This is a genomic window from Kosakonia sp. HypNH10, from assembly GCF_029850615.1.
Lineage (GTDB): Bacteria > Pseudomonadota > Gammaproteobacteria > Enterobacterales > Enterobacteriaceae > Kosakonia > Kosakonia cowanii.
Genome location: NZ_JAOTIU010000001.1, coordinates 788352 through 813539, shown reverse-complemented (window position 1 = coordinate 813539; position 25188 = coordinate 788352). Strand labels below are relative to the sequence as shown.

23 protein-coding genes are annotated in these 25188 nt (G+C 58.4%); 14 read left to right on the top strand and 9 right to left on the bottom strand.

Features of this window, described 5'->3' with window-relative positions:
• Positions 1-121: 121 nt before the first annotated feature.
• Both ybfE and ybfF read right to left on the bottom strand, forming a co-directional pair.
• Positions 122-403, bottom strand: coding sequence for a LexA regulated protein (ybfE, locus tag N7V53_RS03975; protein WP_023479957.1), 282 nt, complete (start codon positions 401-403; stop codon positions 122-124).
• Positions 404-541: 138 nt separating this feature from the next.
• Positions 542-1306: an esterase gene (gene ybfF / locus N7V53_RS03970; RefSeq protein WP_279792216.1), complete on the bottom strand. Its 765-nt coding sequence runs from the start codon at positions 1304-1306 to the stop codon at positions 542-544.
• Positions 1307-1488: 182 nt separating this feature from the next.
• Here ybfF and seqA point away from each other — a divergent pair, with 182 nt between their 5' ends.
• Entirely contained in the window at positions 1489-2043 is a 555-nt protein-coding gene (gene seqA / locus N7V53_RS03965) for a replication initiation negative regulator SeqA (protein ID WP_076769558.1), read from the top strand.
• A gap of 24 nt (positions 2044-2067) precedes the next feature.
• Positions 2068-3708: a phosphoglucomutase (alpha-D-glucose-1,6-bisphosphate-dependent) gene (gene pgm / locus N7V53_RS03960; RefSeq protein WP_279792214.1), complete on the top strand. Its 1641-nt coding sequence runs from the start codon at positions 2068-2070 to the stop codon at positions 3706-3708.
• A 385-nt stretch (positions 3709-4093) separates the two neighbouring features.
• On the opposite strand, the gene kdpE is transcribed toward pgm, so the two are convergent.
• The 6 genes from kdpE to kdpF are packed head-to-tail and all read right to left on the bottom strand — an operon-like array spanning position 4094 to position 11881.
• The gene (gene kdpE / locus N7V53_RS03955) at positions 4094-4771 is read right to left on the bottom strand and encodes a two-component system response regulator KdpE (protein WP_094420469.1); all 678 of its coding nucleotides are present in this window, start codon (positions 4769-4771) and stop codon (positions 4094-4096) included.
• Positions 4768-7455, bottom strand: coding sequence for a two-component system sensor histidine kinase KdpD (gene kdpD / locus N7V53_RS03950; RefSeq protein WP_279792211.1), 2688 nt, complete (start codon positions 7453-7455; stop codon positions 4768-4770). Before kdpD ends, kdpE begins: the two co-directional genes overlap by 4 nt.
• Positions 7456-7458: 3 nt before the next feature.
• Positions 7459-8034: a potassium-transporting ATPase subunit KdpC gene (gene kdpC / locus N7V53_RS03945; protein ID WP_139568544.1), complete on the bottom strand. Its 576-nt coding sequence runs from the start codon at positions 8032-8034 to the stop codon at positions 7459-7461.
• A gap of 12 nt (positions 8035-8046) precedes the next feature.
• Positions 8047-10095 carry a potassium-transporting ATPase subunit KdpB gene (gene kdpB / locus N7V53_RS03940; RefSeq protein WP_279792209.1) on the bottom strand — a complete coding sequence of 683 codons (2049 nt, stop codon included), beginning with the start codon at positions 10093-10095 and terminating at the stop codon, positions 8047-8049.
• 20 nt (positions 10096-10115) lie between these two features.
• Positions 10116-11792, bottom strand: a complete 1677-nt coding sequence (kdpA, locus tag N7V53_RS03935) for a potassium-transporting ATPase subunit KdpA (protein WP_279792208.1) — start codon at positions 11790-11792, stop codon at positions 10116-10118.
• Positions 11792-11881 (bottom strand): K(+)-transporting ATPase subunit F, encoded by a 90-nt coding sequence (kdpF, locus tag N7V53_RS03930; RefSeq protein ID WP_034813094.1) that lies wholly within the window; start codon positions 11879-11881, stop codon positions 11792-11794. Before kdpF ends, kdpA begins: the two co-directional genes overlap by 1 nt.
• An 876-nt stretch (positions 11882-12757) precedes the next feature.
• On the opposite strand from kdpF, the gene N7V53_RS03925 reads away from it, so the two are divergent.
• The 8 genes from N7V53_RS03925 (at position 12758) to nei (ending at position 19321) form a co-directional block, all read left to right on the top strand.
• Positions 12758-12964 (top strand): YbfA family protein, encoded by a 207-nt coding sequence (locus N7V53_RS03925; RefSeq protein WP_023478218.1) that lies wholly within the window; start codon positions 12758-12760, stop codon positions 12962-12964.
• 102 nt (positions 12965-13066) lie between these two features.
• The gene (locus tag N7V53_RS03920) at positions 13067-14020 is read left to right on the top strand and encodes a 2-thiouracil desulfurase family protein (protein ID WP_034811748.1); all 954 of its coding nucleotides are present in this window, start codon (positions 13067-13069) and stop codon (positions 14018-14020) included.
• A gap of 7 nt (positions 14021-14027) precedes the next feature.
• On the top strand, positions 14028-15440 hold the full coding sequence (gene phrB / locus N7V53_RS03915) for a deoxyribodipyrimidine photo-lyase (protein ID WP_279792206.1): 1413 nt from the start codon (positions 14028-14030) through the stop codon (positions 15438-15440).
• 9 nt (positions 15441-15449) lie between these two features.
• The gene (locus tag N7V53_RS03910; protein ID WP_279792205.1) at positions 15450-16193 is read left to right on the top strand and encodes a type 2 GTP cyclohydrolase I; all 744 of its coding nucleotides are present in this window, start codon (positions 15450-15452) and stop codon (positions 16191-16193) included.
• Between the two features lie 11 nt (positions 16194-16204).
• Entirely contained in the window at positions 16205-16861 is a 657-nt protein-coding gene (pxpB, locus tag N7V53_RS03905) for a 5-oxoprolinase subunit PxpB (RefSeq protein WP_279792204.1), read from the top strand.
• Complete coding sequence (gene pxpC, locus N7V53_RS03900; RefSeq protein ID WP_279792202.1) at positions 16855-17787, top strand: 5-oxoprolinase subunit PxpC; 933 nt, start codon at positions 16855-16857, stop codon at positions 17785-17787. Before pxpB ends, pxpC begins: the two co-directional genes overlap by 7 nt.
• The gene (gene pxpA / locus N7V53_RS03895; RefSeq protein WP_279792200.1) at positions 17777-18517 is read left to right on the top strand and encodes a 5-oxoprolinase subunit PxpA; all 741 of its coding nucleotides are present in this window, start codon (positions 17777-17779) and stop codon (positions 18515-18517) included. Before pxpC ends, pxpA begins: the two co-directional genes overlap by 11 nt.
• Positions 18518-18529: 12 nt before the next feature.
• Positions 18530-19321: an endonuclease VIII gene (nei, locus tag N7V53_RS03890; RefSeq protein WP_279792199.1), complete on the top strand. Its 792-nt coding sequence runs from the start codon at positions 18530-18532 to the stop codon at positions 19319-19321.
• 374 nt (positions 19322-19695) lie between these two features.
• Here the strand turns inward: nei and N7V53_RS03885 are convergent, their stop codons facing one another.
• The gene (locus N7V53_RS03885) at positions 19696-20982 is read right to left on the bottom strand and encodes a citrate synthase (RefSeq protein ID WP_023478210.1); all 1287 of its coding nucleotides are present in this window, start codon (positions 20980-20982) and stop codon (positions 19696-19698) included.
• Positions 20983-21617: 635 nt separating this feature from the next.
• On the opposite strand from N7V53_RS03885, the gene sdhC reads away from it, so the two are divergent.
• The 4 genes from sdhC to N7V53_RS03865 are packed head-to-tail and all read left to right on the top strand — an operon-like array spanning position 21618 to position 24862.
• Positions 21618-22022 (top strand): succinate dehydrogenase cytochrome b556 subunit, encoded by a 405-nt coding sequence (gene sdhC, locus N7V53_RS03880; RefSeq protein ID WP_034811753.1) that lies wholly within the window; start codon positions 21618-21620, stop codon positions 22020-22022.
• A complete protein-coding gene (gene sdhD, locus N7V53_RS03875; RefSeq protein WP_023478217.1) occupies positions 22016-22363 on the top strand; it encodes a succinate dehydrogenase membrane anchor subunit in 348 nt (115 codons plus the stop codon). Before sdhC ends, sdhD begins: the two co-directional genes overlap by 7 nt.
• On the top strand, positions 22363-24129 hold the full coding sequence (gene sdhA, locus N7V53_RS03870) for a succinate dehydrogenase flavoprotein subunit (RefSeq protein ID WP_279792198.1): 1767 nt from the start codon (positions 22363-22365) through the stop codon (positions 24127-24129). The genes sdhD and sdhA overlap by 1 nt, the downstream gene beginning before the upstream one ends.
• 16 nt (positions 24130-24145) lie before the next feature.
• Positions 24146-24862 carry a succinate dehydrogenase iron-sulfur subunit gene (locus tag N7V53_RS03865; protein WP_023478213.1) on the top strand — a complete coding sequence of 239 codons (717 nt, stop codon included), beginning with the start codon at positions 24146-24148 and terminating at the stop codon, positions 24860-24862.
• Positions 24863-25188: the final 326 nt, after the last annotated feature.

Genomic DNA, 25188 nt, shown 5'->3' with positions numbered 1-25188 from the left:
GCTAAGCCCACAGATAAGGGCAATCATAGCAGAACAGAGAAGAACGCGGAAACTGCTATTGCCGCGGACTGCACTGTATGCCACACGAAAAGGGGAATTTGATGAGGATTCAGAAGAATCGCTATCCGCGCAGGGCTTTAAGCTGCGCCAGCAGCATCTCTTCGATAAGTTCGCTGCGGCTTATCTCACGCGCTTCGGCCAGCTCATTTAAGGCTTCCACCGCTTCCGCATTCAGTTTCAGTTCGACGCGCTTAAGCCCACGAACCTTATCGCGTTTAAGCTGGTTGCGTTTATTAATGCGCAACTGTTCATCACGCGAGAGCGGGTTGGTCTTCGGCCGTCCCGGGCGACGCTCATTCGCGAAGAGATCTAGTGTCGTACGGTCCGTTTGTTCTTTAGCCATGATATGAATACTACGGGAAAACACGCAATCGGGCCGCTGCCCGGGCTGAATAGCGCGCCATCATACATCACCAACATCGGCACGCCAACGACCGGGCGCGTTGAAACGACCGGTCGCCGCCTTTTTAATCAGTTGGCCTTACTCTGCCAGATAACGGCGGATGGCCCGCAGTACCGCATCAGGTTTTTCTGCATGCACCCAGTGCCCGGCACCGGCAATGACATACGCCCGCGCCTGGGGAAATTGCGCCAGCAGCGCATCGCGGTAGGCATCGGTGACGTAAGAGGAGTTGCCGCCGCAGACGAAGAGGGCAGGCTTATCCCACGCCGGAATGGTCTCCCAGCCAACAATATTGGCATATTGATCCCACAGCACCGGCACGTTGAAGCGCCACTCACCATCCACGAAGGATTTCAGTAAAAACTGAACCACGCCCTCTTCATCAAGCTGCTCGCGCATCAGCGCCGCCGCCTGATAACGTGACGAAACGTTCGCCTCGCTGACGGCGTTGATAGCGGCAAAGATCTCATCGTGACGGCGCACCTTATAATCCACGGGCGCCATATCAATCGCCACCAGGCGATCGATGCGATCGGGTGCCAGTGAAGTTAGCGCCATCACCGCTTTGCCGCCCATGGAGTGGCCGATAAAGGTCGCTTTTTCAATCTGATGGGCATCAAGCGTATCAAGCAGGTCCTGCGCCATCGCCGGGTAGTTCATCTCCGGTGAGCGGGGCGACACGCCGTGATTACGCATATCCACCTGCAGCACATCGTGATCCTGCACCAGGTCACGGGCGAGCACGCCGAGGTTATCGAGGCTGCCGAAAAGGCCGTGAACCAGCACAATCGGGGAATTGTTGTGCGGATGTTGTGCAGTTTGCGCGCGCGTGTTCAATTTCATGGCAAAGTTCTTTTTTTCACTCCAACGGGTTAGGTTATTATGGTGAACATTCTGCCGCCCGGCTGCAAGGCTAAGCATTACTCTGAGTTTTGCCGCCATCCTGGGGTGTACCTATCCGCTGTTGGGATTTCACTTTATAATCCCAATACTTGTATTCAGATTTTATATAGCACTGGATTAAGATGAAAACGATTGAAGTTGATGATGAGCTCTACAGTTACATTGCCAGCCATACCAAGCACATTGGCGAGAGCGCATCCGAGATTTTACGGCGTATGCTGAAGTTCTCCGCCGCATCATCGTCTCCCTCTGCAGCGCCCGCCGCGCCGGTGAAAGAGACACGCGCTGCAAGCGTCGTCGAAGAGGTGAAACCGGCCAACACCACCCGGGATAAGGTCCGCGCTGTTCGCGAGCTTCTGCTCTCGGACGAATACGCCGAGCAGAAAAAAGCGGTTAATCGCTTTCTGCTAATCCTGTCTACACTCTATTCACTCGATGACAAAGGGTTTACGGAATCCACTGAATCTCTGCACGGTCGCACGCGCGTATACTTTGCCGCTGATGAGCGCACCCTGCTGCAGAACGGCAACCAGACCAAGCCGAAGCAAGTGCCGAACACCCCTTACTGGGTCATCACCAACACGAATACGGGCCGTAAATGCAGCATGATTGAACACATCATGCAATCAATGCAGTTCCCGGCGGAGCTGATTGAGAAAGTTTGCGGCACAATTTAATCCTTGCATTAAAAGGACGAAGCAATGGCAAACCATCCGCGCGCGGGCCAACCTGCGCAACAGGGCGATTTGATTAACGTCGCGCAGCTGACTGCGCAGTACTATGTGTTGAAACCGGAAGTTGGCAACGCTGACCATGCGGTGAAATTTGGTACCTCAGGTCACCGTGGTAGCGCATGGCGTCACAGCTTTAACGAGCCGCATATCCTTGCCATTGCGCAGGCGATTGCCGAAGAGCGTGCAAAAAACGGCATCACCGGGCCGTGCTATGTCGGTAAAGACACGCATGCCCTCTCTGAGCCGGCGTTTATCTCCGTGCTGGAAGTGTTGGCTGCCAACGGCGTCGATATCATCGTGCAGGAAAATAACGGCTTTACGCCTACGCCTGCCATCTCTAATGCAATCCTTGTGCACAACAAAAATGGTGGCGCGCAGGCGGATGGTATCGTGATTACGCCGTCCCATAACCCGCCGGAAGATGGCGGCATCAAATACAACCCGCCGAACGGCGGCCCGGCCGACACCAACGTCACCAAAGTGGTGGAAGATCGCGCTAACGTGCTGCTGGCCGACGGTCTGAAAGGCGTGAAACGCATTTCGCTGGATGCGGCGATGGCTTCCGGTCATGTCACTGAAAAAGATCTGGTGCAGCCGTTTATTGAAGGGCTGGCGGAGATCGTCGATATGGCGGCGATCCAGAAAGCGGGCCTGAAACTGGGCGTCGATCCGCTGGGCGGCTCCGGTATTGAGTACTGGAAACGTATCGCCGAGCACTACAAGCTCGACCTCACCATCGTGAATGATGAAGTCGACCAGACTTTCCGCTTTATGCACCTCGATAAAGATGGCGCGATCCGCATGGACTGCTCCTCCGAGTGCGCGATGGCCGGTCTGCTGGCGCTGCGCGATAAGTTTGACCTCGCCTTCGCCAACGACCCGGATTATGACCGCCACGGCATTGTGACCCCGGCTGGTCTGATGAACCCGAACCACTACCTGGCGGTAGCGATCAACTATCTGTTCCAGCATCGTCCGCAGTGGGGCAAAGATGTTGCAGTCGGTAAGACGCTGGTCTCCTCTGCAATGATTGACCGCGTGGTTAACGACCTTGGCCGTAAGCTGGTGGAAGTGCCGGTGGGCTTTAAGTGGTTTGTTGATGGTCTGCACGACGGCAGCTTCGGCTTCGGCGGCGAAGAGAGTGCGGGCGCTTCCTTCCTGCGTTTCGACGGCACGCCGTGGTCTACGGATAAAGATGGCATCATCATGTGCCTGCTGGCGGCGGAGATCACTGCGGTGACCGGTAAAAACCCGCAGCAGCACTATGACGAACTGGCTGCCCGCTTTGGCGCGCCAAGCTACAACCGTCTGCAGGCTGCGGCCTCTTCCGCACAGAAAGCGGCACTGTCCAAACTCTCGCCTGAGATGGTGAGCGCCAGCACGCTGGCGGGGGATGCGATCACCGCTCGCCTGACCGCAGCACCGGGCAACGGCGCCTCGATTGGTGGCCTGAAAGTGATGACGGACAACGGCTGGTTTGCCGCGCGTCCGTCCGGCACCGAAGACGCCTACAAAATCTACTGCGAAAGCTTCCTCGGCGACGAACACCGTAAGTTGATTGAGAAAGAAGCGGTGGAAATTGTCAGCGAAGTGCTGAAAAACGCGTAAATCGCGGCACAATAAAAAAGGCTCCCTCGGGAGCCTTTTTTGTGTCGGATGGCGGCTGACGCCTTATCCGACCTACAACTGCATCAAACAATAAACCCGAAACCCCGTAGGCCGGATAAGCGTAGCGCCATCCGGCAGTCAAACCGCGCAGAACACGTAACCCGTAGGCCGGATAAGCGCAGCGCCATCCGGCAATCAAACCACGCGGAACATATAACCCGTAGGCCGGATAAGCGCAGCGCCATCCGGCAGTCAAACCGCGCAGAACACGTAACCCGTAGGCCGGATAAGCGCAGCGCCATCCGGCAATCAAACTGCGCGGAACACGTACCCGTAGGCCGGATAAGCGTAGCGCCATCCGGCAATCAGACGTGCAAATCACGCCTCATAACATAAACCGATACCCGATCCCGGTCTCGGTCAACAGATGACGCGGGCGCGCCGGGTCGCTCTCCAGCTTCTGGCGCAAATGCCCCATATAAATTCGCAGGTAATGGCTATGCTCAACGGCATTCGGCCCCCACACCTGGCTTAACAATTGCCGCTGGGTCAGCACTTTGCCGTGGTTATTGAGCAGCACCGCCAGCAGGCGAAACTCAATCGGCGTCAGGTGGATCTCCTCGTCGCCGCGCTGGATGCGGCGGCTGGCGAGATCAACGCGGATATCGCCAAAGGTGATCACCGGTTCGCCCGGCGTGCTGGCGGCATGGCGGCGCAGCGCAACCCGCAGCCGCGCCTGTAATTCGCCAATGCCGAAAGGTTTACTGAGGTAATCATCCGCGCCGGCATCCAGCGCGGCGATCTTGTCGCTCTCTTCGATGCGTGCCGACAGAACAATAATCGGCATCTGGCTCCACTGGCGCACATCGCGGATAAAATCGAGTCCGTCACCATCTGGCAAACCGAGGTCGAGGATCGCCAGATCCGGCTTGCGCGTTGCCGCTTCAATTAACCCGCGCTGCAGCGTCTCTGCTTCGTGCACGCGCAGCCCCTCAGCCTCCAGCGCGGTGCGCAGAAAGCGGCGGATGGCCTGTTCATCTTCGACAATCAGAACGTTAATCACAGATCCTCGGGTAATTCATCCAGTTGCGGGGGCGTTTCCTGCGCGAGTGTAACATAAAAGCGCGCGCCTCCCTGCGGGCGGTTTTGCGCGTCGATGGTGCCGCCATGCACCTCGACAATCGCCTGGCAAATCGCCAGCCCCAGGCCAACGCCGGGAATGGCCGACTCTTTGGTGCCGCGCGCAAATTTTTCAAAAATGGCGTGCTCCTGGCCCGGCGGGATCCCCGGCCCGTTATCCCACACCTCCAGCGTCCACTCGCTCGGTGTGCTGTGCGATTCAATACCAATCTGCGCACCGGATCCGGCATATTTCACCGCGTTTTCCAGCAGGTTGATCAACACCCGCTCAAACAGCGGGCCATCAACGTGCACCAGCATCAGCGGGTCGGGCAGCGACAGCGCAATGTGCCGCCCGCCCATCACTGGCTCTAGCGTGCGCAGCGCACTGCCGACGACTTCTTCAAGCGTCAGCCACTCACGTTTTAAATTAAAGCCGCCAGACTGAATGCGCGCCATATCCAGCAGGTTATTAACCAGCCGGGTGGTGTTGAGCACATGCTGGCGGATCTCGTTGGCCTGCGGGGCATGTTTCGACCCTTCGCTGGCGAGATCCAGCGTCAGGATCTCCGCCTGACCAAACAACACCGTCAGCGGGGTGCGCAGATCGTGGGAGAGGGCGGCCAGCAGCGAGTTGCGCAGGCTCTCGCGCTCGCTGGCAAGCCGCGCCTGCTCTTCGCGCGTCGCCAGCGCCTGGCGCTCAAGCGCGTTCGCCACCAGCAGGGTGAAGGTCTCCAGCAGACGCTGCTGCTCCGGGATCATCAGCTGGCGCAGATTCGCCGGCTCGACAATCAGCAGGCCATACACAGTGTCATCATTTTTCAGCGGCAAGATTTGATAGGGCACGCCGGGCAGCGTATCGGTGCCTGCGCCCGCAGGCTGTCCCTTATCAAAGCTCCAGCGGGCGATGGCATCATCCCACGGCGTCATGCCCTGGTTTTCCGTTACCGCCGCCAGTTTACCTTCGCTGTTCGGCAGCAGCAGTTTGCTGCGCGCCTCAAAGGTGGAGTGAATAAACGTTTCGCTGGTGGCGGCGATATCCTGATTATTGCGTCCCGCCGCCAGCGCTTTCGACATCTCATAGAGATGACGCGTGCGCCGCTCACGGTAACGCGCCACCCTTGCCTGGTAACGCACCCCGGCGGTAAGGTTACCAATCACCAGCCCGACGGTCAGCATCACGCCGAAGGTGAGCAGATACTGCACATCCGACACCGCCAGCGTGCCGCGCGGCGAGATAAAAAAGAGATCGAAGCTGATGACGTTAATCACCGTGGCGAAGGCCGATGGCCAGCGGCCATAGAACAGCGCCACCAGCACCACGCCCAGCAGATAAATCATCACCAGGTTGGTGGCCTCAAAGGCCGTCAGCCACTGCAAAGCGATAAAGGTGATCGCCGCGCAAAGCGCCAGCGCAACCGCGCAACCAGTGAGCTGCACGCGCCAGCGGTCGAAAAAAGGGCGGGAATCGCCGCTACGCGCAGGCAGCGGCTGGGTGATCTCCTGGAGGGCAATAATCACCAGATCAAGATCCGGCGCGCGGCGCGCCAGACGGTCGGCAAAGGATTCGCGGTGCCACCAGCGGCGGTTATCGCGGCGGCCAATCAGGATTTTGCCGAGGTTATGTTCCCGGGCGTAGCGCAGTATCGCGCGGTCTTCCGCCGGATCGGCGAGCGTCGCGGTCTCTGCGCCCAGCTCCTGGGCCAGCCGCAGGGCGCTTAAGATCGCCCGCCGCTGTGACTCCGGTAATTTGTGCAGGGTCGGGGTTTCAACATAGACCGCATGCCAGGCGCTACCGAGTTTGGCTGCCAGCCTCGCTGCGGTGCGAATCAGTTTCTCGTTACCCGCGCCGTGACCGACGCAGAGCAGAATGGCGTCGCGCGTATGCCACACCTTCTCTTCACCGAGGCGATCGCGCCAGGCGCGCATCTGGTCATCCACCCGGTCGGCGGTGCGCCGCAGCGCCAGCTCGCGCAGCGCAATCAGATTGCCTTTGCGAAAGAAGTGCTCAATGGCGCGCTCCGCCTGGCCGCCAATATAGACTTTGCCTTCATGCAGCCGCTGGCGCAGATCGTCCGGCGGCAGGTCGACCAGCACAATCTCATCAGCGCTATCAAAAAAGGGATCGGGCACCGTTTCGCGCACCTGAATGCCGGTCACGCCACTGACTACATCATTCAGGCTCTCCAGATGCTGAACATTGACGGTGGTAAAAACGTCGATGCCGGCTTCCAGCAGCTCCTCTACATCCTGCCAGCGTTTCGGGTGACGCGAGCCGGGGGCGTTACTGTGCGCCAGCTCATCCATCAGGATCAGCGCTGGACGCCGCGCGAGGGCCGCGTCCAGATCAAACTCATGCACCACGCGCCCGCGATGGGCGATGCGCCGCACGGGTTGCAGGGGCAGGCCCGCCATCAGCGCGGCGGTCTCTTTGCGCCCGTGCGTCTCTACCACGCCCGGCAGCACATCCAGCCCCTGCGCCCGCAGCCGCTGCGCTTCCTGCAACATGGCAAAGGTTTTACCTACCCCGGCGCAGGCACCAAAGAAGATCTTCAGCTTGCCCCGGTGTGCCGTAGCGGCATGCTCCAGCAGGCGGTCGGGATCGGGGCGCAACGGCTCATCACTCATGCGTTATTTGTCCTTCAGCGCATCCAGCGCCAGATTAAGTTCAACCACATTCACCACCGGCTGACCGAGGAAATTAACCAGCGGTGTTTCGGTGTATCTATTAACCAAATCATTGACCGTCTGCACCGACAAGCCGCGCGCTTGCGCCACACGCGGGATCTGCCAGCTGGCCGCCTGCGGCGAGAGTTGACCATCCAGCCCGCTGGCGGAAGTGGTTAACAGCTCCACCGGAATCGCTTTTGGTGAGTGCGGGTTTGCCGCGCGCAGCTGCGCCACGCGTTCGGCCACCTGCTTATCCAGCTCCGGGTTGCTGCCCGCCAGATTACTGCCGCCCGAAGCCATCGGATTATAAGGCGCATCGGCGGTCGCGGAAGGGCGACCGTGAAAATAACCCGGCGCGGTAAAATCCTGGCCCAGCAGACGCGAGCCGCGCACCGTGTCGCCTTGCTCGATCAGCGAGCCGTTCGCCTGGTCGTGAAACCACCACTGCCCAAGGGCGGTGGTCAGCAGCGGGTAAAGCCCGCCGGTAATAAACGTCAGCAGTATTAAAAGCAGAAAGGCGGGACGTAATAAAGCCATCTTTTTCACTCCTTAAACCAGACCGAACAGCGTGAGCAACAGATCGATTGCTTTGATACCGATAAACGGCACCAGCAGACCGCCCAGCCCGTAAATCCACAAGTTGCGACGCAGCATCGCCGAGGCGGTCAGCGGCTTGTAGCTCACGCCTTTCAGCGCCAGCGGGATGAGGAACACAATCACCAGCGCGTTAAAGATCACCGCACTTAAAATCGCCGAAGAGGGGGAGTGCAGGTGCATCACATTCAGCGCGTTGAGCTGCGGATAGGTGGCAGCGAACGCGGCAGGGATGATGGCAAAATATTTCGCCACGTCATTGGCAATACTAAAGGTGGTGAGCGATCCGCGCGTCATCAGCATCTGTTTGCCGATATGCACTACCTCAATCAGCTTGGTCGGGTTCGAGTCGAGATCGACCATATTCCCCGCCTCTTTCGCCGCCTGGGTACCGGAGTTCATCGCCACCGCCACATCCGCCTGCGCCAGCGCTGGCGCATCGTTGGTGCCATCGCCGGTCATCGCCACCAGCCGACCTTCGGCCTGGTATTGACGAATCAGCGCCAGCTTCGCTTCCGGCGTCGCTTCGGCAAGGAAGTCATCCACGCCCGCTTCGGCAGCAATCGCCGCGGCAGTTAAGCGGTTATCGCCGGTGATCATCACCGTTTTGATGCCCATCTTACGCAACTGGGCAAAGCGCTCTTTAATGCCGCCTTTGACGATATCTTTCAGCGCAATCACGCCCAGCACGTTGGCCCCTTCCGCCACCACCAGCGGCGTCGCGCCCTGGCGGGCCACATTTTCCACCCCCGTCTCAACATCTGCCGGGAAGGTGCCGCCATTAGCCTCGATATGGCGACGAATCGCATCCACTGAGCCTTTGCGGATCATGCGATCCTGCACATTAATCCCGCTCATGCGCGTTTGCGCGGTAAAGGGGACGAAGGTGGCTTGCAGGCTCTGCATATCCCGCTCGCGCAGGTTAAAGCGCTGCTTGGCGAGGATCACAATGCTGCGCCCTTCCGGGGTTTCATCGGCTAACGAAGAGAGCTGAGCCGCATCGGCCAGCGTCTTCTCATCGACGCCGCGCGCGGGCAGAAAGTCCGACGCCTGGCGGTTGCCGAGAGTGATGGTGCCGGTTTTATCCAGCAACAGCACATCGACATCACCTGCCGCTTCCACCGCACGGCCGCTGGTGGCGATCACGTTCGCACCCAGCATGCGGCTCATCCCCGCCACGCCAATCGCCGATAGCAGGCCGCCAATGGTGGTCGGGATCAGGCAGACCAGCAACGCAACCAGCACCGTGACGCTGACCGCCGTGCCGCCGTAAACGGAGAAGGGCCACAGCGTGGCGGTCGCCAGCAGGAAGACAATGGTCAGCGCCACCAGCAGAATGGTCAGCGCGATCTCGTTAGGCGTTTTGCGGCGCTGGGCGCCCTCAACCATGGCAATCATGCGATCGAGAAAGGTTTCGCCCGGGTTGACGCTGCACTGGATCACCAGCCAGTCAGACAGAATGCGCGTGCCGCCGGTGACGGAGGCGAAATCGCCGCCGGACTCGCGGATCACCGGTGCGGATTCACCGGTAATGGCGCTCTCATCCACCGACGCGCCGCCTTCGATCACCTCGCCGTCGCAGGGAATAATATCCCCCGCTTCAACCAGCACGATATCCCCTTTGCGTAACTCATCTGCCGGAACATGATCCATCGGCGCATCGTGCTGCGGCGCGCGAAGCTTGCGGGCAAAGACGGTCTTTTTCACCCCTTTCAGGCTGTTGGCCTGTGCTTTACTGCGCCCCTCCGCCAGCGCTTCGGCGAAGTTGGCAAACAGCACCGTCACCCAAAGCCAGAGGCTGATTGCGCCGGTAAACCACGCGTCACCGACCAGGTGACCAGTTGCCATGGCGATTGCCAGCAAGGTAGTGAGCAGGCTGCCGATCCAGACGATAAACATCACCGGATTACGCCACTGCACCTGCGGGCTTAGTTTGGTTAAGGAACCCATCAGCGCCTGGCGAACAAGGTTCGCGTCAAACAGGGCCAGTTGTTTGCGACTCATAATTGTGGTCTCCGCCAGACTCAAAACTGAAGGTATTCCGCCACCGGGCCGAGGGCCAGGGCAGGAATAAAGGTCAATGCGCCAACCAGCAGCACGGTGCCGATCAGCAGGCCGATAAACAGCGGGCCGTGGGTCGGCAGGGTGCCGGAGCTGGTGGGCTGAATTTTTTTACTCACCAGCGAGCCTGCAATTGCCAGCACCGGCACGATCACGCCGAAGCGGCCGACAAACATGCAGAAGGCGAGCAGACAGTTCCAGAAAGGCGTGTTGGCGCTCAGGCCGCCAAAGGCGCTGCCGTTGTTGTTGGCGGCGGAGGAGACGGCATACAGCACTTCACTGAAGCCATGAATGCCGGGGTTGAACATGCCGCTGCGCCCGGCATCGGTCATCATCGCCAGCGCCGTGCCGATCAGCACCAGCGCCGGGGTGACAAGGATCGCCAGCGCGGTCATTTTCATTTCGCGGACATCAATTTTTTTACCGAGGAACTCCGGTGTACGGCCAATCATCAGCCCGGCGATAAACACCGCCAGCAGGACAAACAGCAGCATGCCGTAAAGGCCGGAGCCGACGCCGCCAAACACCACTTCGCCAATCTGCATTAACCACATCGGGATCATGCCGCCCAGCGCGGTAAAGGAGTCATGCATAGCGTTGACCGCACCGCAGGAAGCGGCGGTAGTCACCACGGCATAGAGGCTGCTGGCGAGAATGCCGAAGCGGCTCTCTTTACCTTCCATGTTGATGGTGCTGTCGCCGCCGAGCGTCAGGAAGTGCGGGTTACCTAGCCACTCGGCCCGCATCACAATCGCCACGCAGACGACAAAGATTATCGACATCGCCCACAGCAGCATCTGCCCCTGGCGGCGGTCGCTCACCGCTTCACCAAAGGCGAAACAGAGCGCGGCAGGGATGAGGAAGATCGCCAGCATCTGCACAAAGTTGGTCAGCGCCGTCGGGTTTTCAAACGGATGGGAAGAGTTGGCGTTAAAGAAGCCGCCGCCATTGGTGCCCAGCATTTTAATCGCTTCCTGCGAGGCGACCGGACCCATCGGCATCAGGTGCTGAACCCCTTCGAGGGAGGTATAGGGCTGGTAGGGGAGCAGGTTTTGCAGCGTGCCTTGCTGGATGAAAAAGAGGGCGATCAGCAGTGCCAGCGGCAGCAGCACCCAGAGCGTAATGCGCGTCAGATCGACCCACGCATTGCCCAGCGTCTCCATGCTGCGGCGGGCGAAGGCGCGGATCAGCGCAAACACCACCGCAATGCCGGTGGCGGCAGAGAGGAAGTTCTGCACCGTCAGGCCGACCATCTGGCTAAAGTAGCTCAGCGTGCTTTCACCGGCATAGGATTGCCAGTTGGTGTTGCTGACAAAGCTGACCGCAGTGTTGAGCGCCAGGTGCCAGGAGAGGCCAGGCAGGTTCTGCGGGTTCAGCGGCAGGATGCCTTGCAACATCAGCAGGGCAAACAGCAGGGCGAGGCCCAACAGGTTGAGCCACAGGATCGCCAGCAGGTAGTGTCGCCAGCTCATTTCACGGGTGTCGATTCCCAACCCGCGCCAGAGCAGGTTTTCCACCACGCCAACGCCCGGCAAAGGCTGACCGGCAATCAGCTTTGCCAGTAGCGATCCAAGCGGGCGCGCCAGCAGGAACAGCACCAGCAGAAAGCCGGCAACCAGAAGAAACGCTTGAGCGGCCATTAAAATGCCTCCGCGTTTAACAGGGCGTAAATCAGGTAGCCCAATAACAGGAAAACCAGCACGATGCCGATTAGCACGCCTGCACTCACAGTTCACCTCCGGGGTGATTTAAGGATGTGCAGAGAGGCTAATTTTTCAGGCGCAAAGATTTCGCAAAAATCTCCGGGCAGGGTGTAAAAAAAGTATAAAAATGCCGAACAAATAAGCGGTTTTGTCGTTGTAGGCCGGATAAGCGCGAGCGCCATCCGGAATATTCCGCGGCACCGATTGCCGGATGTTGGATTGGTGGAATGGTTCCGTTCACCAGGTATTGGGCGGAATGTTTTATCACCGGTGCGGTGAACGGGACAAGGGAAGCGGCCGCGCTCCCCTTGTCAATCCCCGCGGCCCCGCGAGGAAATCGGTGCTGCGCACTGCGCTCACCTCCCGCGTGCCTGACTGCGGCCGGCTCGACTCGACATCCCGTCTCGGTTCGCCTCTGTCCGCCATCCATGGCGTCCAGACCTTGTCATTCACGCTTCGGTTCGCCGATTTCAGCGGGGGTCAACACCGCCGCTGTGAAACCGGAGGTAAAGGCAATATCGGTGTTGCGGTAGGCTCGTTTTGGTAGGCCGGATAAGGCGAAGCCGCCATCCGGCAATGGTGCCGCTGATAAAATGCCGGATGGCGGCTCCGCCTTATCCGGCCTACACGGTTTCAGCGGCTCCATTTTGAAAATGCAACATTCAAAACCATCATTTAACGGATGGTTATTATTAATTTAACCGTTTTGTAACTTATTTACGGATTGCGTGTAAATAAATGCGCATCAGCTAAAAATAGTGGTCGGATGAGTAGTAAAATTACAAACAAAGCGGTATTATTTTGAGCATATTTCAGTCTCGCAGTGTTTTTTCGTTACTCACTTACCGCTGCGGTAACTTTTTTCCGGTGACCGATACCGGCCTGACAAAGGGGAGAGATTTATGAATACATACAAAATGTTTCCAGCGCACATTGTGCTGATGCGTCGTGCTTTCGCCGTTGCGGCGGGTCTGCTGGCACTGCCGGTGATGTTGTTCTGGAAGGATCGCGCACGGTTCTATAGCTATCTGCACCGCGTCTGGGCGAAAACCAGCGAAAAACCGGTATGGATGGATCAAGCAGAAAAAGTAACCTGCGACTTTTATTAATCGGGCTACACACAGCAACCCGATCGCGCCACCGCAATTGCGGTGGCTTTTTTTTACCTGCGCCCTTTGACTACAATGACTATGTCTAATCAAGGAGTCGCTATGAGTGAGAAAATCCCTGTCGGCATCAGTGCCTGTTTATTAGGGGAACAAGTCCGTTTTGACGGCGGCCATAAGCGGCTTGCCTTCGCAGTTGAAGAGCTATCACCGTGGATGCGTTTTGAGCCGGTCTGCCCGGAGATGGCCATTGGCCTGCCGGTGCCACGTCCGGCGCTGCGGTTGGTCAAAGAGGAGAGCGGTGTATCGCTGCGCTTTAGCGACAAACGGGAAGGAGATTTAACCGAGCAGATGGCGCACTTCTCCCGCGAGCGCGTCAGCCGTCTCGACCATTTGTGCGGCTACATCGTCTGCGCCAAATCCCCCTCCTGCGGCATGGAGCGGGTGCGCGTATACGACGCGGATGGCAAAAACAACCGCAAAGCCGGGCGCGGCATCTTTACCGACATTCTGATGGAGACCCATCCGTGGCTGCCGGTGGAAGAGGATGGTCGCCTGCACGATCCCCATATTCGCGAGAACTTTGTTGAGCGTATTTACGCCCTGCATGAACTTAACAGCGTGCGCGAGCGTGGCCTGACGCGTGGCGAACTTATCGCCTACCACAGCCGTTACAAGCTGCTGCTGCTGGCGCATTCGCAGCCGAAATACCGCGAACTGGGGCGTTTTGTCGCCGCCATCCATGAGTGGGCCTCTCTCGACGAGTGGTTTGTGGAGTATCGCCAACGCCTGATGGATCTGCTCTCACACCAGGCCACTCGCCGTAACCACACCAACGTGCTGATGCATGTGCAGGGCTACTTCCGCAAACAGCTTAATGCCCGCCAGCGTGAAGAGCTGTCGAAGCTTATCGACAGCTACCGGCAGGGCATTCAGCCGCTGCTGGCGCCCGTCACCTTACTGAAACACTATATGGCAGAATTCCCGGACGCTTATCTCTCCGGACAGCGCTATTTTGACCCCTGGCCGGAAGCGCTGCGCTTACGTTACGGACATTAGGAGCATTATGACCACTCATCTGGTCTGGTTTCGCACGGATTTGCGCGTGCACGATAACCTCGCGCTGGCGGCGGCCTGCCGCAGCGCGAACGCAACAGTAAAAGCCCTCTTTATCGCTACGCCGAAGCAGTGGCAGCAGCACTTGATGGCACCGCGTCAGGCTGCACTGATTGAGTCCCATCTTAATGCGCTGCAGCAGGCGCTCGCCGAGCGCGGCATTGAGCTTATCTACCGCGAAGTGGATGACTTTGCCGCCAGCGTGCAGGCAGTCGCTGAGGTCTGCGAGCAGGAGCAGGTCAGCCATCTTTTTTACAACTATCAGTACGAGCTAAATGAGCGCCAGCGCGATGCGGCGGTGGAGAAAGCGATCGCCAACGTCGCCTGCCAGGGCTTTGATGACAGCGTGATGCTGGCACCCGGCAGCGTAATGACCGGCAATCGCGAGATGTTTAAAGTCTTCACCCCCTTTAAAAACGCCTTTTTGCGCCGTCTAAAAGAGGATCTGCCGGAGTGCGTCGCTGCGCCGCAGCCGCGCGAAGGCGGAGCACTGCAGGTTGAGCCGCTGTCGCTCAACTACCCGCAGCAGCCCTTTGACGAAAAGCTCTTCCCGCCTGATGAGAAGCAGGCCATCGCCCGACTACGCCACTTCTGCCAGCACCAGGTGGCAGAGTATGAGCAGCAGCGCGATTTCCCCGCCATCGAGGGCACCAGCCGTCTCTCCGCCAGCCTCGCCATCGGCGCACTCTCGCCGCGCCAGTGTCTGCACCGCTTGCTCGCTGAGCAGCCGGGTGTGCTGGAGGGCGGGCCGGGTGCGGTGTGGCTGAGTGAGCTTATCTGGCGCGAATTTTATCGTCATCTCATTACCTACTATCCGGCGCTGTGCAAGCACCGCCCGTTTATCGCGTGGACGGAGAAGGTGCAGTGGCAGGATAACCCGCAGCATCTGGAGGCGTGGAAAAAGGGGATCACCGGCTATCCGATTGTTGATGCAGCGATGCGTCAGATGAATGAGACCGGCTGGATGCATAACCGTCTGCGTATGATTACCGCCAGCTTCCTGATCAAAGACCTGCTTATCGACTGGCGGGTGGGAGAGCGCTATTTTATGGCTCAACTGGTGGATGGCGATTACGCGGCGAATAACGGCGGCTGGCAGTGGGCGGCCTCAACCGGCACCGATGCCGCGCCGTACTTCCGTATCTTCAACCCGACCACCCAGGGCGAGCGCTTCGATGCGGAGGGTGAGTTTATTCGCCGCTGGCTGCCGGAGCTGAAAAACGTGCCGCCGAAGGCTATCCATCAACCCTGGGTCTGGGCAGATAAGCAGGGCGTTAAGCTCGATTATCCGCGCCCGATTGTCGATCATAAACAGGCGCGAAGCGCCACGCTGGCGGCCTATGAAGCCGCGCGAAAAGGGTAGAGAGTGAGCATGAAAAATACCGACCTGGAAAAATTGATTAACGAAAAACTCAACAGTGCGGCGTTCAGCGATTACGGCCCGAACGGCCTGCAGGTTGAGGGGCGAGAAGAGATCCGCAAAATCGTCACCGGCGTCACCGCAAGCCAGGCGCTGCTGGATGAAGCCGTGCGCCTTGAAGCTGATGCGGTGATCGTCCATCACGGTTACTTCTGGAAAAACGAAGCGCCGATCATTCGCGGCATGAAGCGCAACCGCCTGAAAACCCTGCTGGCGAACGATATCAACCTCTACGGCTGGCATCTGCCGCTCGACGCCCATCCGGAGCTGGGGAATAACGTGCAGCTTGCCGCACTGCTTGGTATTACGGTGCAGGGGGAGATTGAACCGCTGGTGCCGTGGGGCGAGCTGTCGATGCCGGTTCCCGGTCTCGAACTGGCGTCATGGATCGAAGCGCGTCTCGGGCGCAAGCCGTTGTGGTGCGGCGATACCGGGCCTGCCACCATCAAGCGCGTGGCGTGGTGTACCGGCGGCGGTCAGGGCTTTATTGATAAAGCCGCGGCCTTCGGCGTCGATGCCTTTATCACCGGCGAAGTGTCGGAGCAGACCATTCACTCCGCGCGCGAGCAGGGGCTGCACTTTTTCGCTGCCGGGCACCACGCCACCGAGCGCGGCGGCATTCGCGCCCTCGGCGAGTGGCTCACCGCCAATACCGATCTGGATGTGACCTTTATCGATATCCCTAACCCGGCGTAAGGAGCAGGCAAGTGCAGCGAGCGCGTTGTTATCTGTTAGGCGAAACCGCCGTCGTGCTGGAGCTGGAGCCGCCGGTGCAGCTGGCGACGCAAAAGCGTATCTGGCGGCTGACGCAGCGGCTGGCGACATTCCCGGAGGTAGTGGAAGCGATCCCGGGGATGAATAACGTTACCGTGGTGCTGCGCGATCCGACTACGCTGGCGCTGGATGCGATTGAGCATCTGCAACGCTGGTGGGAAGAGAGCGAGGCGCTGGAGCCGGAGTCGCGGGCGATTGACATCCCGGTGGTCTACGGTGGCGAGGCCGGGCCGGATCTGGCGCGGGTCGCCGACCACTGCGGCATGAGCGAAAAGCAGGTCGTGGAGCTGCACGCTTCCATCGAATACCGGGTGTGGTTTATCGGCTTTCAGCCCGGTTTCCCCTATCTCGGCGGCATGCCGGAGGCGCTCACCACGCCACGCCGGGCGGAGCCGCGCATCAGCGTGCCTGCCGGGTCGGTCGGCATTGGCGGCGCGCAAACGGGGATTTACCCGCTGGAGAGCCCCGGCGGCTGGAACCTGATTGGGCGTACCGATCTGACGCTGTTTAACTCGCGCTTAGCGGAGCCGTCGTTGCTGCGGCCTGGCGATACGCTGCGCTTTATCCCGCGCAAGGAGGGCGTATGTTAAAAATTCTTCGCGCGGGGATGTATACCTCGTTGCAGGGCGGCAAACGCATCGGCCTGCGTCAGTCCGGCGTCAGCTACAGCGGCGCGCTCGATGGCCCGGCGCTGGAGATTGCCAATGCGCTGGTCGGCAACGCGCCGGATGCTGCCGCACTTGAGATAACCCTCGGCCAGTGTGAAGTGGAGTTCGCCCGTGATTGCTGGTTTGCTCTCACCGGCGCGGGCTGCGATGCGACACTCGATGGCACTGACGTCTGGACCGGCTGGCGCTTTGCGGCGAAGGCCGGGCAGCGGCTGGTGCTGAATCGCCCGCGCTTTGGCGTGCGCAGTTATCTCGCAGTCGCAGGCGGTTTCGATCTGCCAGAGGTGATGGGGTCGGGCAGTACCGATCTGAAAACCGCTATCGGCGGGCTGGAAGGGCGCTTGCTGCGCGATGGCGACACGCTGCCGCTCGGCACACCTGCGCGGGACTTCAGCGCGCAGCAGGGCGTGAAACAGCTATTGTGGACAAACCGTATCCGCGCCTTGCCGGGGCCGGAGTATCACGAATTTGATGCCGCCTCCCAGGAGGCATTCTGGCGTCTGCCATGGCATATCAATCCGCAGAGCAACCGCATGGGCTACCGCCTGCAGGGCCAGCCGCTGGTGCGCACAACCGAGCGGGATCTGCTCTCCCACGGGCTGCTGCCCGGCGTTATCCAGGTGCCCTCAAATGGTCAGCCGATCGTGTTGATGAATGACTGTCAGACCACCGGCGGTTACCCGCGTATTGCCTGCATTATCGAAGCCGATCTCTACCGTCTGGCGCAAATTCGCCTCGGTCAGCCTGTGCACTTTGTGCAGTGCTCGCTCGACGAAGCGTTGCAGGCACGGCGCGAACAGCGCCTGTTCCTCGATCAACTGGCGTGGCGGCTGCGCGATGCGGATTGATTTAAACGCCGATATCGGCGAAGGCTTTGCCGGGAATGACCGCGAGCTGATGCAGGTGGTGAGCTCGGTGAATATCGCCTGCGGCTTTCACGCCGGTGATGCTGCGACCATGCTCACCTGCATTGATTTGGCGTTGGCGAATAACGTCGCTATCGGCGCGCACCCGTCATTTCTCGATCGCGAGAATTTTGGCCGCAAGAGAATGTCCACTGCGCCGGACGTGGTCTATAGCGAAGTGCTCTATCAGTGTGGTGCGCTGGCGGCGCTGGCGAATTCCCGCGGCGCGAGCCTTTCACATGTAAAACCCCACGGCATGCTCTACAACCAGGCAGCGCAGGACGCGGCGCTTGCCGAGGCCATTGCCCGCGCGGTGCGGGATCTCAATCCCGGTTTAATGCTGGTCGGGCTGGCGGGCAGCGAGCTGATCCGCGCAGGCGAGCGGCTGGGGTTAGCGACGCGTGAAGAGGTGTTCGCCGACCGTGGTTATCAGCGCAACGGCCAGCTTGTGCCGCGCGGTGAGCCGGGCGCGTTAATTGAAGATGAGCAACTGGCGCTGGCGCAAACGCTGGAGATGGTGCAGCGCGGGCGCGTCAAAAGCGTTGAGGGTGACTATGCGCCCGTCAACGCGCAAACGGTCTGCCTGCATGGCGATGGCGCGCATGCGCTGGCTTTTGCCCGCCGTTTACGCGCCGCGTTTATTGCCGAAGGCATTATCGTTTCATCACGCTGATAAGGAGTTTTCATGCCGGAAGGACCGGAGATCCGCCGCGCGGCGGATACGCTGGAAGCCGCGATTAAGGGCAAACCGCTGACCGAGGTCTGGTTTGCCCAGCCGCATCTTACTGATTATGCCGCCGGGCTGGTGGGGCAGCAGATCGATGCCATCGAGACACGCGGCAAAGCGCTGTTAACGCACTTTTCCGGCGGGTTAACGCTTTATAGCCACAATCAGCTTTACGGCGTCTGGCGCGTGGTGAAGGCGGGCGAGATACCAGAAACCAACCGCGTGCTGCGTGTGCGCTTGCAGGCGGCGGATAAAGCGATTTTGCTCTACAGCGCCTCGGAGATTGCGCTGCTGACGCCGGAGCAACTGGCGCAGCATCCGTTTTTGCTGCGCGTAGGGCCGGATGTGCTGGATATGCGCCTGACGGTAGAGGAGGTGAAAGCGCGTCTGCTCTCACCGCGCTTTCGGCGTCGGCAGTTTGCCGGGCTGCTGCTCGACCAGGCGTTTCTCGCGGGACTCGGTAACTATTTGCGCGTCGAAATTCTCTGGCACAGCGGGCTGACCGGGCAGCGCAAAGCGGAGCAGCTTAGCGAGAGCGAGCTGGAGCTGCTGGCAGAGGCGCTGCTGGCGATCCCGCGTCTCTCATATCAGACCCGTGGACGTGTCGATGAGAAGAAGCATCACGGGGCGCTGTTTCGCTTTAAGGTGTTTCATCGGGCCGGGAAGAAGTGTGAGCGTTGTGGCGGAATCATTGAGAAGACGACGCTCTCCTCAAGGCCCTTTTATTGGTGCCCGGGGTGCCAGCGGTAAACGAGTCAGCGATAAACGAGAACGTGCCGGATGGCGGCTGCGCCTTATCCGGCCTACGGGATCGAGCCATTTCAACCATCGGGCAATTGTTCAGGTGCATGCCAGTGCAATCGTAGGCCCGATAAGCGCAGCGCCATCGGGCAATTTGTTCAGGTGCATGCCGGTGCAATCGTAGGCCCGATAAGCGTAGCGCCATCGGGCAATTTGTTCAGGTGCAAGCCTGTGCATCGTAGGCCCGATATGCGCAGCGTCATCGTGTAAGTGAGCGGGGAAGTGTAATCGTAGGCCCGATAAGCAAAGCGCCATCGGGCAATATAACGGGGTGGGGCAGGTGCAGGCCCGGTAAGCGGAGAGCCACCGGGCATTAGCGGGGATTAATCTTTTTTCAGATCTGACGAAAACTCGCGTTTTTCGTAACCGGTATAGAGCTGACGCGGACGGGCAATCTTAATGCCGTCATCGTGCATCTCGTTCCAGTGCGCAATCCAGCCCACGGTACGCGCCATCGCGAAGATCACCGTAAACATGGACGACGGGATCCCCATCGCTTTCAGAATAATGCCAGAGTAGAAATCGACGTTCGGGTAGAGTTTGCGTTCGATGAAGTACGGGTCGTTGAGCGCAATGTGCTCCAGCTCCATCGCCACTTCCAGCAGATCGTCTTTGGTGCCCAGTTCACGCAGCACTTCATGGCAAGTTTCACGCATTACGGTAGCGCGCGGGTCATAGTTCTTATAGACACGGTGACCGAAGCCCATCAGACGGAACGAATCGTTCTTATCTTTGGCGCGACGCAGGAATTCCGGAATGTGTTTAACGGTGCTGATCTCTTCCAGCATCTTCAGTGCGGCTTCGTTCGCGCCGCCGTGCGCCGGTCCCCACAGGGAAGCGATACCAGCCGCGATACAGGCAAACGGGTTCGCGCCCGACGAGCCTGCGGTACGCACGGTAGAGGTGGACGCATTCTGCTCGTGGTCAGCGTGCAGGATCAGAATACGATCCATGGCGCGTTCCAGAACCGGGTTCACTTCGTACGGCTCGCACGGCGTGGAGAACATCATGTGCAGGAAGTTGCCCGCATAGGAGAGGTCGTTACGCGGGTAAACAAACGGCTGACCGATGGAGTACTTGTAGCACATCGCGGCCACGGTCGGCATTTTGGAAAGCAGACGGAACGCAGCGATTTCACGGTGGCGCGGATTGTTAACATCCAGCGAGTCGTGGTAGAACGCCGCCAGTGCGCCGGTCACACCGCACAGCACCGCCATCGGGTGCGAGTCGCGACGGAAACCGTGGAACAGACGGGTAATCTGCTCATGGATCATCGTGTGGCGGGTAACCGTCAGCGTAAACTCTTCAAACTGCTCCTGAGTCGGTTTTTCGCCGTACAGCAGAATGTAGCAGACTTCCAGATAGTTGGACTCAGTCGCCAGTTGATCGATGGGGAAGCCACGGTGCAGCAGAATCCCTTCATCGCCGTCGATAAAGGTGATTTTCGATTCGCATGATGCGGTTGAGGTAAAACCTGGGTCAAAAGTGAAAACCCCTTTTGAACCGAGACTACGGATATCAATAACATCCTGACCGAGCGTGCCTTGTAGCACATCCAGTTCAATAGCATCGTCACCATTGTAGGTGATGGTTGCTTTCTTATCAGCCATTTACGGTCTCCTTAGCGCCTTATTGCTTAAGACCGCCAGCCACCGGGTTTGCCTTCACTTGACCGTCAATGTTAACGAATTGTTATATAGCTCGCTGCTCTGCGAAGAGGAGATACCAGGGTACAGAGCGATAGGCGCGTGCAGATACACATTGAAAATACAGTGAAAAAACAGCAAATCAGCGTCTTAGCAGTCCGAATTTATCAAACCTGTATATCACTAATAACTGTCCTAATTAAATCGGTCAATACCATCACACTGTTACATAACTTATTCTCAGGTGAAAGCAAGACCCCATAACTTTTAAGCATTATAAGTTCTTTCTGGCGTAGTTTGTAACAAGAATGTTTAACTTTTGTCAAATCAGATGATTAAATTTTAAAATAATGTTGTTATCGTGACCTCGGTCACTGTTCTGCATAAAACCCGACAAACTATATGTAGGTTAATTGTAATGATTTTGTGAACGACCTATACTGCCGCCAGGTCTCCGGAATACCCTGCCATCCCGAGCCACCCAGCGTTGTAACCTGTCGTTTAGCATATGGAAGCACATTTTTTGCATGACGAGCAGTTATAGAAAGGACGCTGTCTGACCCGCACGCAGACCGGAGGAAGGAAACTATAAGAATAGCATGTGGGCGTTATTCATGATAAAAAATGTGAAAAAACAAAGACCTGTCAATCTGGATTTAACAACGATCCAGTTTCCTGTTACGGCTATAGCTTCCATTCTCCACCGCGTTTCCGGTGTCATCACGTTTGTGGCGCTCGGCATTCTGTTGTGGTTACTGGGCTTGTCGCTGTCATCTGAAGAGGGCTTCCAGGCCGCTTCTGCCATCATGAGCAGTTTCTTCGTCAAATTCATCTTCTGGGGCATCCTTACCGCGCTGGCGTATCACGCTGTCGGCGGCATTCGCCACATGTTTATGGATTTTGGCTGGCTGGAAGAGAACTTCGCCGCAGGAAAACGTTCCGCTAATATTTCTTTTGTGATCACTGTCGTGCTTTCAATTCTCGCAGGAGTCCTCGTATGGTAAGCAACGCCTCCGCATTAGGACGCAACGGCGTACATGATTTTATTCTCGTCCGTGCTACCGCTATTGTCCTGACGTTATACATCATCTACATGGTCGGCTTTTTCGCGCTGCACAGCGAAGTGACCTGGGGTGTCTGGACGGGCTTCTTCTCCTCCGCCTTCACGAAAGTCTTTACCCTGCTGGCACTCTTTTCCATCCTGATCCACGCGTGGATTGGCATGTGGCAGGTATTGACCGACTACGTTAAACACGTTGCAACGCGCCTGCTGCTGCAGCTGGTGATTGTTGTTGCGCTGCTCGCGTACGTCATTTATGGATTCGTTGTGGTGTGGGGTGTGTAATGAAACTGCCAGTCAGAGAATTTGATGCTGTTGTAATTGGCGCAGGTGGCGCAGGTATGCGCGCGGCGCTGCAAATTTCCCAGAGCGGGCAAACCTGTGCGCTGCTCTCTAAAGTCTTTCCAACCCGTTCCCACACTGTCTCTGCGCAGGGCGGTATCACCGTTGCGCTGGGCAATACCCATGAAGATAACTGGGAATGGCACATGTATGACACGGTAAAAGGCTCCGACTATATCGGTGACCAGGACGCCATTGAATATATGTGTAAAACCGGCCCGGAAGCGATTCTTGAGCTGGAACATATGGGCCTGCCGTTTTCCCGTCTGGAAGATGGCCGTATCTATCAGCGTCCGTTTGGCGGTCAGTCGAAAGATTTCGGCGGCGAGCAGGCGGCACGTACGGCGGCCGCAGCTGACCGTACCGGTCACGCGCTGCTGCACACCCTTTATCAGCAGAACCTGAAAAACCACACCACCATCTTTTCCGAATGGTACGCGCTCGATCTGGTGAAAAACCAGGATGGCGCGGTGGTCGGCTGTACGGCGCTCTGTATCGAAACCGGTGAAGTGGTCTACTTCAAAGCGCGCGCAACCGTGCTGGCAACCGGCGGGGCGGGGCGTATTTACCAGTCCACCACCAACGCACACATTAACACCGGTGACGGTGTTGGTATGGCGCTGCGTGCCGGTGTACCGGTGCAGGATATGGAGATGTGGCAGTTCCACCCGACCGGTATCGCCGGTGCAGGTGTACTGGTCACTGAAGGCTGCCGTGGTGAAGGCGGTTACCTGCTGAACAAACATGGCGAGCGCTTTATGGAGCGTTATGCGCCGAACGCGAAAGATCTGGCGGGCCGCGACGTGGTTGCGCGCTCGATCATGATCGAAATTCGCGAAGGCCGCGGTTGCGATGGCCCGTGGGGCCCGCACGCCAAGCTGAAACTCGATCACCTCGGTAAAGAGGTGCTGGAATCGCGCCTGCCGGGGATCCTTGAGCTGTCGCGCACCTTTGCCCACGTTGATCCGGTCAAAGAGCCGATCCCGGTTATCCCGACCTGCCACTACATGATGGGCGGTATTCCGACCAAAGTAACCGGCCAGGCACTGACCGTTAACGCCCAGGGCGAAGATGTTGTTATTCCGGGTCTGTTCGCGGTCGGCGAAATCGCCTGCGTATCGGTACACGGCGCGAACCGTCTGGGCGGCAACTCGCTCCTTGACCTGGTGGTGTTTGGCCGCGCGGCGGGTCTGCATCTGCAGGAGTCTATCGCCGAGCAGGGCGCGCTGCGTGATGCCACCGATTCTGATATCGACGCTTCCCTTGAGCGCCTTAACCGCTGGAACAACAACCGCGATGGCGAAGATCCGGTCACCATTCGTAAAGCGCTGCAAGAGTGTATGCAGCATAACTTCTCGGTCTTCCGTGAAGGCGATGCGATGGCGAAGGGCCTTGAGCAGCTGAAAGTGATCCGCGAGCGCCTGAAAAACGCCCGTCTGGACGACACCTCCAGCGAGTTCAACACCCAGCGCGTTGAGTGTCTGGAACTGGATAACCTGATGGAAACGGCCTATGCAACGGCGGTTTCTGCCAACTTCCGAACCGAAAGCCGTGGCGCGCATAGCCGCTTCGACTATCCGGATCGTGACGATGAGAACTGGTTGTGTCACTCCCTGTACCTGCCAGAGACGGAATCTATGACGCGTCGCAGCGTCAATATGGAACCGAAACTGCGTCCGGCGTTCCCGCCGAAGATTCGTACTTATTAATGCGGAGACAGGATTGATGAAACTCGAATTCTCGATTTATCGCTATAACCCGGACGTCGATGACGCGCCGCGTATGCAGGATTACACCCTCGAATCGGAAGAGGGTCGCGACATGATGCTGCTTGATGCCTTAATGCAGCTGAAAGAGACCGACTCCACGCTGTCGTTCCGCCGCTCCTGCCGTGAAGGGGTGTGCGGTTCCGATGGTCTGAACATGAACGGCAAAAACGGGCTGGCCTGTATCACCCCGATTTCCGCGCTTGGCAACGGCAAGAAGAAGATTGTGATCCGCCCGCTGCCAGGTCTGCCGGTAATTCGCGATTTGGTGGTGGACATGGGGCAGTTCTATGCCCAATATGAAAAAATTAAGCCTTACCTGTTGAATAATGGGCAAAATCCGCCGGCGCGTGAGCACCTGCAGGGGCCTGAACAGCGTGAGAAACTCGATGGTCTGTATGAGTGTATTCTCTGTGCCTGCTGCTCGACCTCTTGCCCGTCGTTCTGGTGGAACCCGGAGAAATTCATCGGCCCGGCAGGCCTGCTGGCGGCGTACCGCTTCCTGATCGACAGCCGCGATACGGAAACGGACAAACGCCTCGATGGCCTGAGCGATGCTTTCAGCGTATTCCGCTGCCACAGCATCATGAACTGCGTCAGTGTATGTCCGAAAGGGCTCAACCCGACGCGCGCCATTGGCCACATTAAGTCAATGTTGTTGCAACGCAGTGCATAAAAAAGTAAAGCCGGATGGCGCTTGCGCTTATCCGGCCTACAGTATTGAGTAGCCCGGTAAGCGCAAGCACACCGGGCGAGTAAAGCAGCAGAAACCTCTAAAAACCGCCACTGAAACATAATCGAGATGTTTGGCGCGAGACAAGGCAGCAACTGAGCACATCCCGGGGAGTTATGTGACCGGAATGAGTAAAGGCAGCCAACGCCGTCGCAGCCCGAACAACGAAGATTAGGCTGTTTTTAAAGGTTCCTTCGCGGGTCAAAGAACCCGCAGGTGAACCCTGGGACGTGCGCGTACGTGTACGTCGAAGTTATCCACGGCGAAGT

Coding starts and splice junctions, on each gene's coding strand:
- kdpD (WP_279792211.1), bottom strand. CDS start 7,455: ATGAGTGATGAGCCGTTGCGCCCCGATCCCGACCGCCTGCTGGAGCAT.
- phrB (WP_279792206.1), top strand. CDS start 14,028: ATGACCACTCATCTGGTCTGGTTTCGCACGGATTTGCGCGTGCACGAT.
- seqA (WP_076769558.1), top strand. CDS start 1,489: ATGAAAACGATTGAAGTTGATGATGAGCTCTACAGTTACATTGCCAGC.
- pgm (WP_279792214.1), top strand. CDS start 2,068: ATGGCAAACCATCCGCGCGCGGGCCAACCTGCGCAACAGGGCGATTTG.
- kdpA (WP_279792208.1), bottom strand. CDS start 11,792: ATGGCCGCTCAAGCGTTTCTTCTGGTTGCCGGCTTTCTGCTGGTGCTG.
- sdhA (WP_279792198.1), top strand. CDS start 22,363: ATGAAACTGCCAGTCAGAGAATTTGATGCTGTTGTAATTGGCGCAGGT.
- N7V53_RS03925 (WP_023478218.1), top strand. CDS start 12,758: ATGAATACATACAAAATGTTTCCAGCGCACATTGTGCTGATGCGTCGT.
- ybfE (WP_023479957.1), bottom strand. CDS start 403: ATGGCTAAAGAACAAACGGACCGTACGACACTAGATCTCTTCGCGAAT.
- N7V53_RS03920 (WP_034811748.1), top strand. CDS start 13,067: ATGAGTGAGAAAATCCCTGTCGGCATCAGTGCCTGTTTATTAGGGGAA.
- N7V53_RS03885 (WP_023478210.1), bottom strand. CDS start 20,982: ATGGCTGATAAGAAAGCAACCATCACCTACAATGGTGACGATGCTATT.
- nei (WP_279792199.1), top strand. CDS start 18,530: ATGCCGGAAGGACCGGAGATCCGCCGCGCGGCGGATACGCTGGAAGCC.
- pxpC (WP_279792202.1), top strand. CDS start 16,855: ATGTTAAAAATTCTTCGCGCGGGGATGTATACCTCGTTGCAGGGCGGC.
- kdpB (WP_279792209.1), bottom strand. CDS start 10,095: ATGAGTCGCAAACAACTGGCCCTGTTTGACGCGAACCTTGTTCGCCAG.
- sdhD (WP_023478217.1), top strand. CDS start 22,016: ATGGTAAGCAACGCCTCCGCATTAGGACGCAACGGCGTACATGATTTT.
- N7V53_RS03865 (WP_023478213.1), top strand. CDS start 24,146: ATGAAACTCGAATTCTCGATTTATCGCTATAACCCGGACGTCGATGAC.
- kdpC (WP_139568544.1), bottom strand. CDS start 8,034: ATGGCTTTATTACGTCCCGCCTTTCTGCTTTTAATACTGCTGACGTTT.
- ybfF (WP_279792216.1), bottom strand. CDS start 1,306: ATGAAATTGAACACGCGCGCGCAAACTGCACAACATCCGCACAACAAT.
- pxpA (WP_279792200.1), top strand. CDS start 17,777: ATGCGGATTGATTTAAACGCCGATATCGGCGAAGGCTTTGCCGGGAAT.
- N7V53_RS03910 (WP_279792205.1), top strand. CDS start 15,450: ATGAAAAATACCGACCTGGAAAAATTGATTAACGAAAAACTCAACAGT.
- sdhC (WP_034811753.1), top strand. CDS start 21,618: ATGTGGGCGTTATTCATGATAAAAAATGTGAAAAAACAAAGACCTGTC.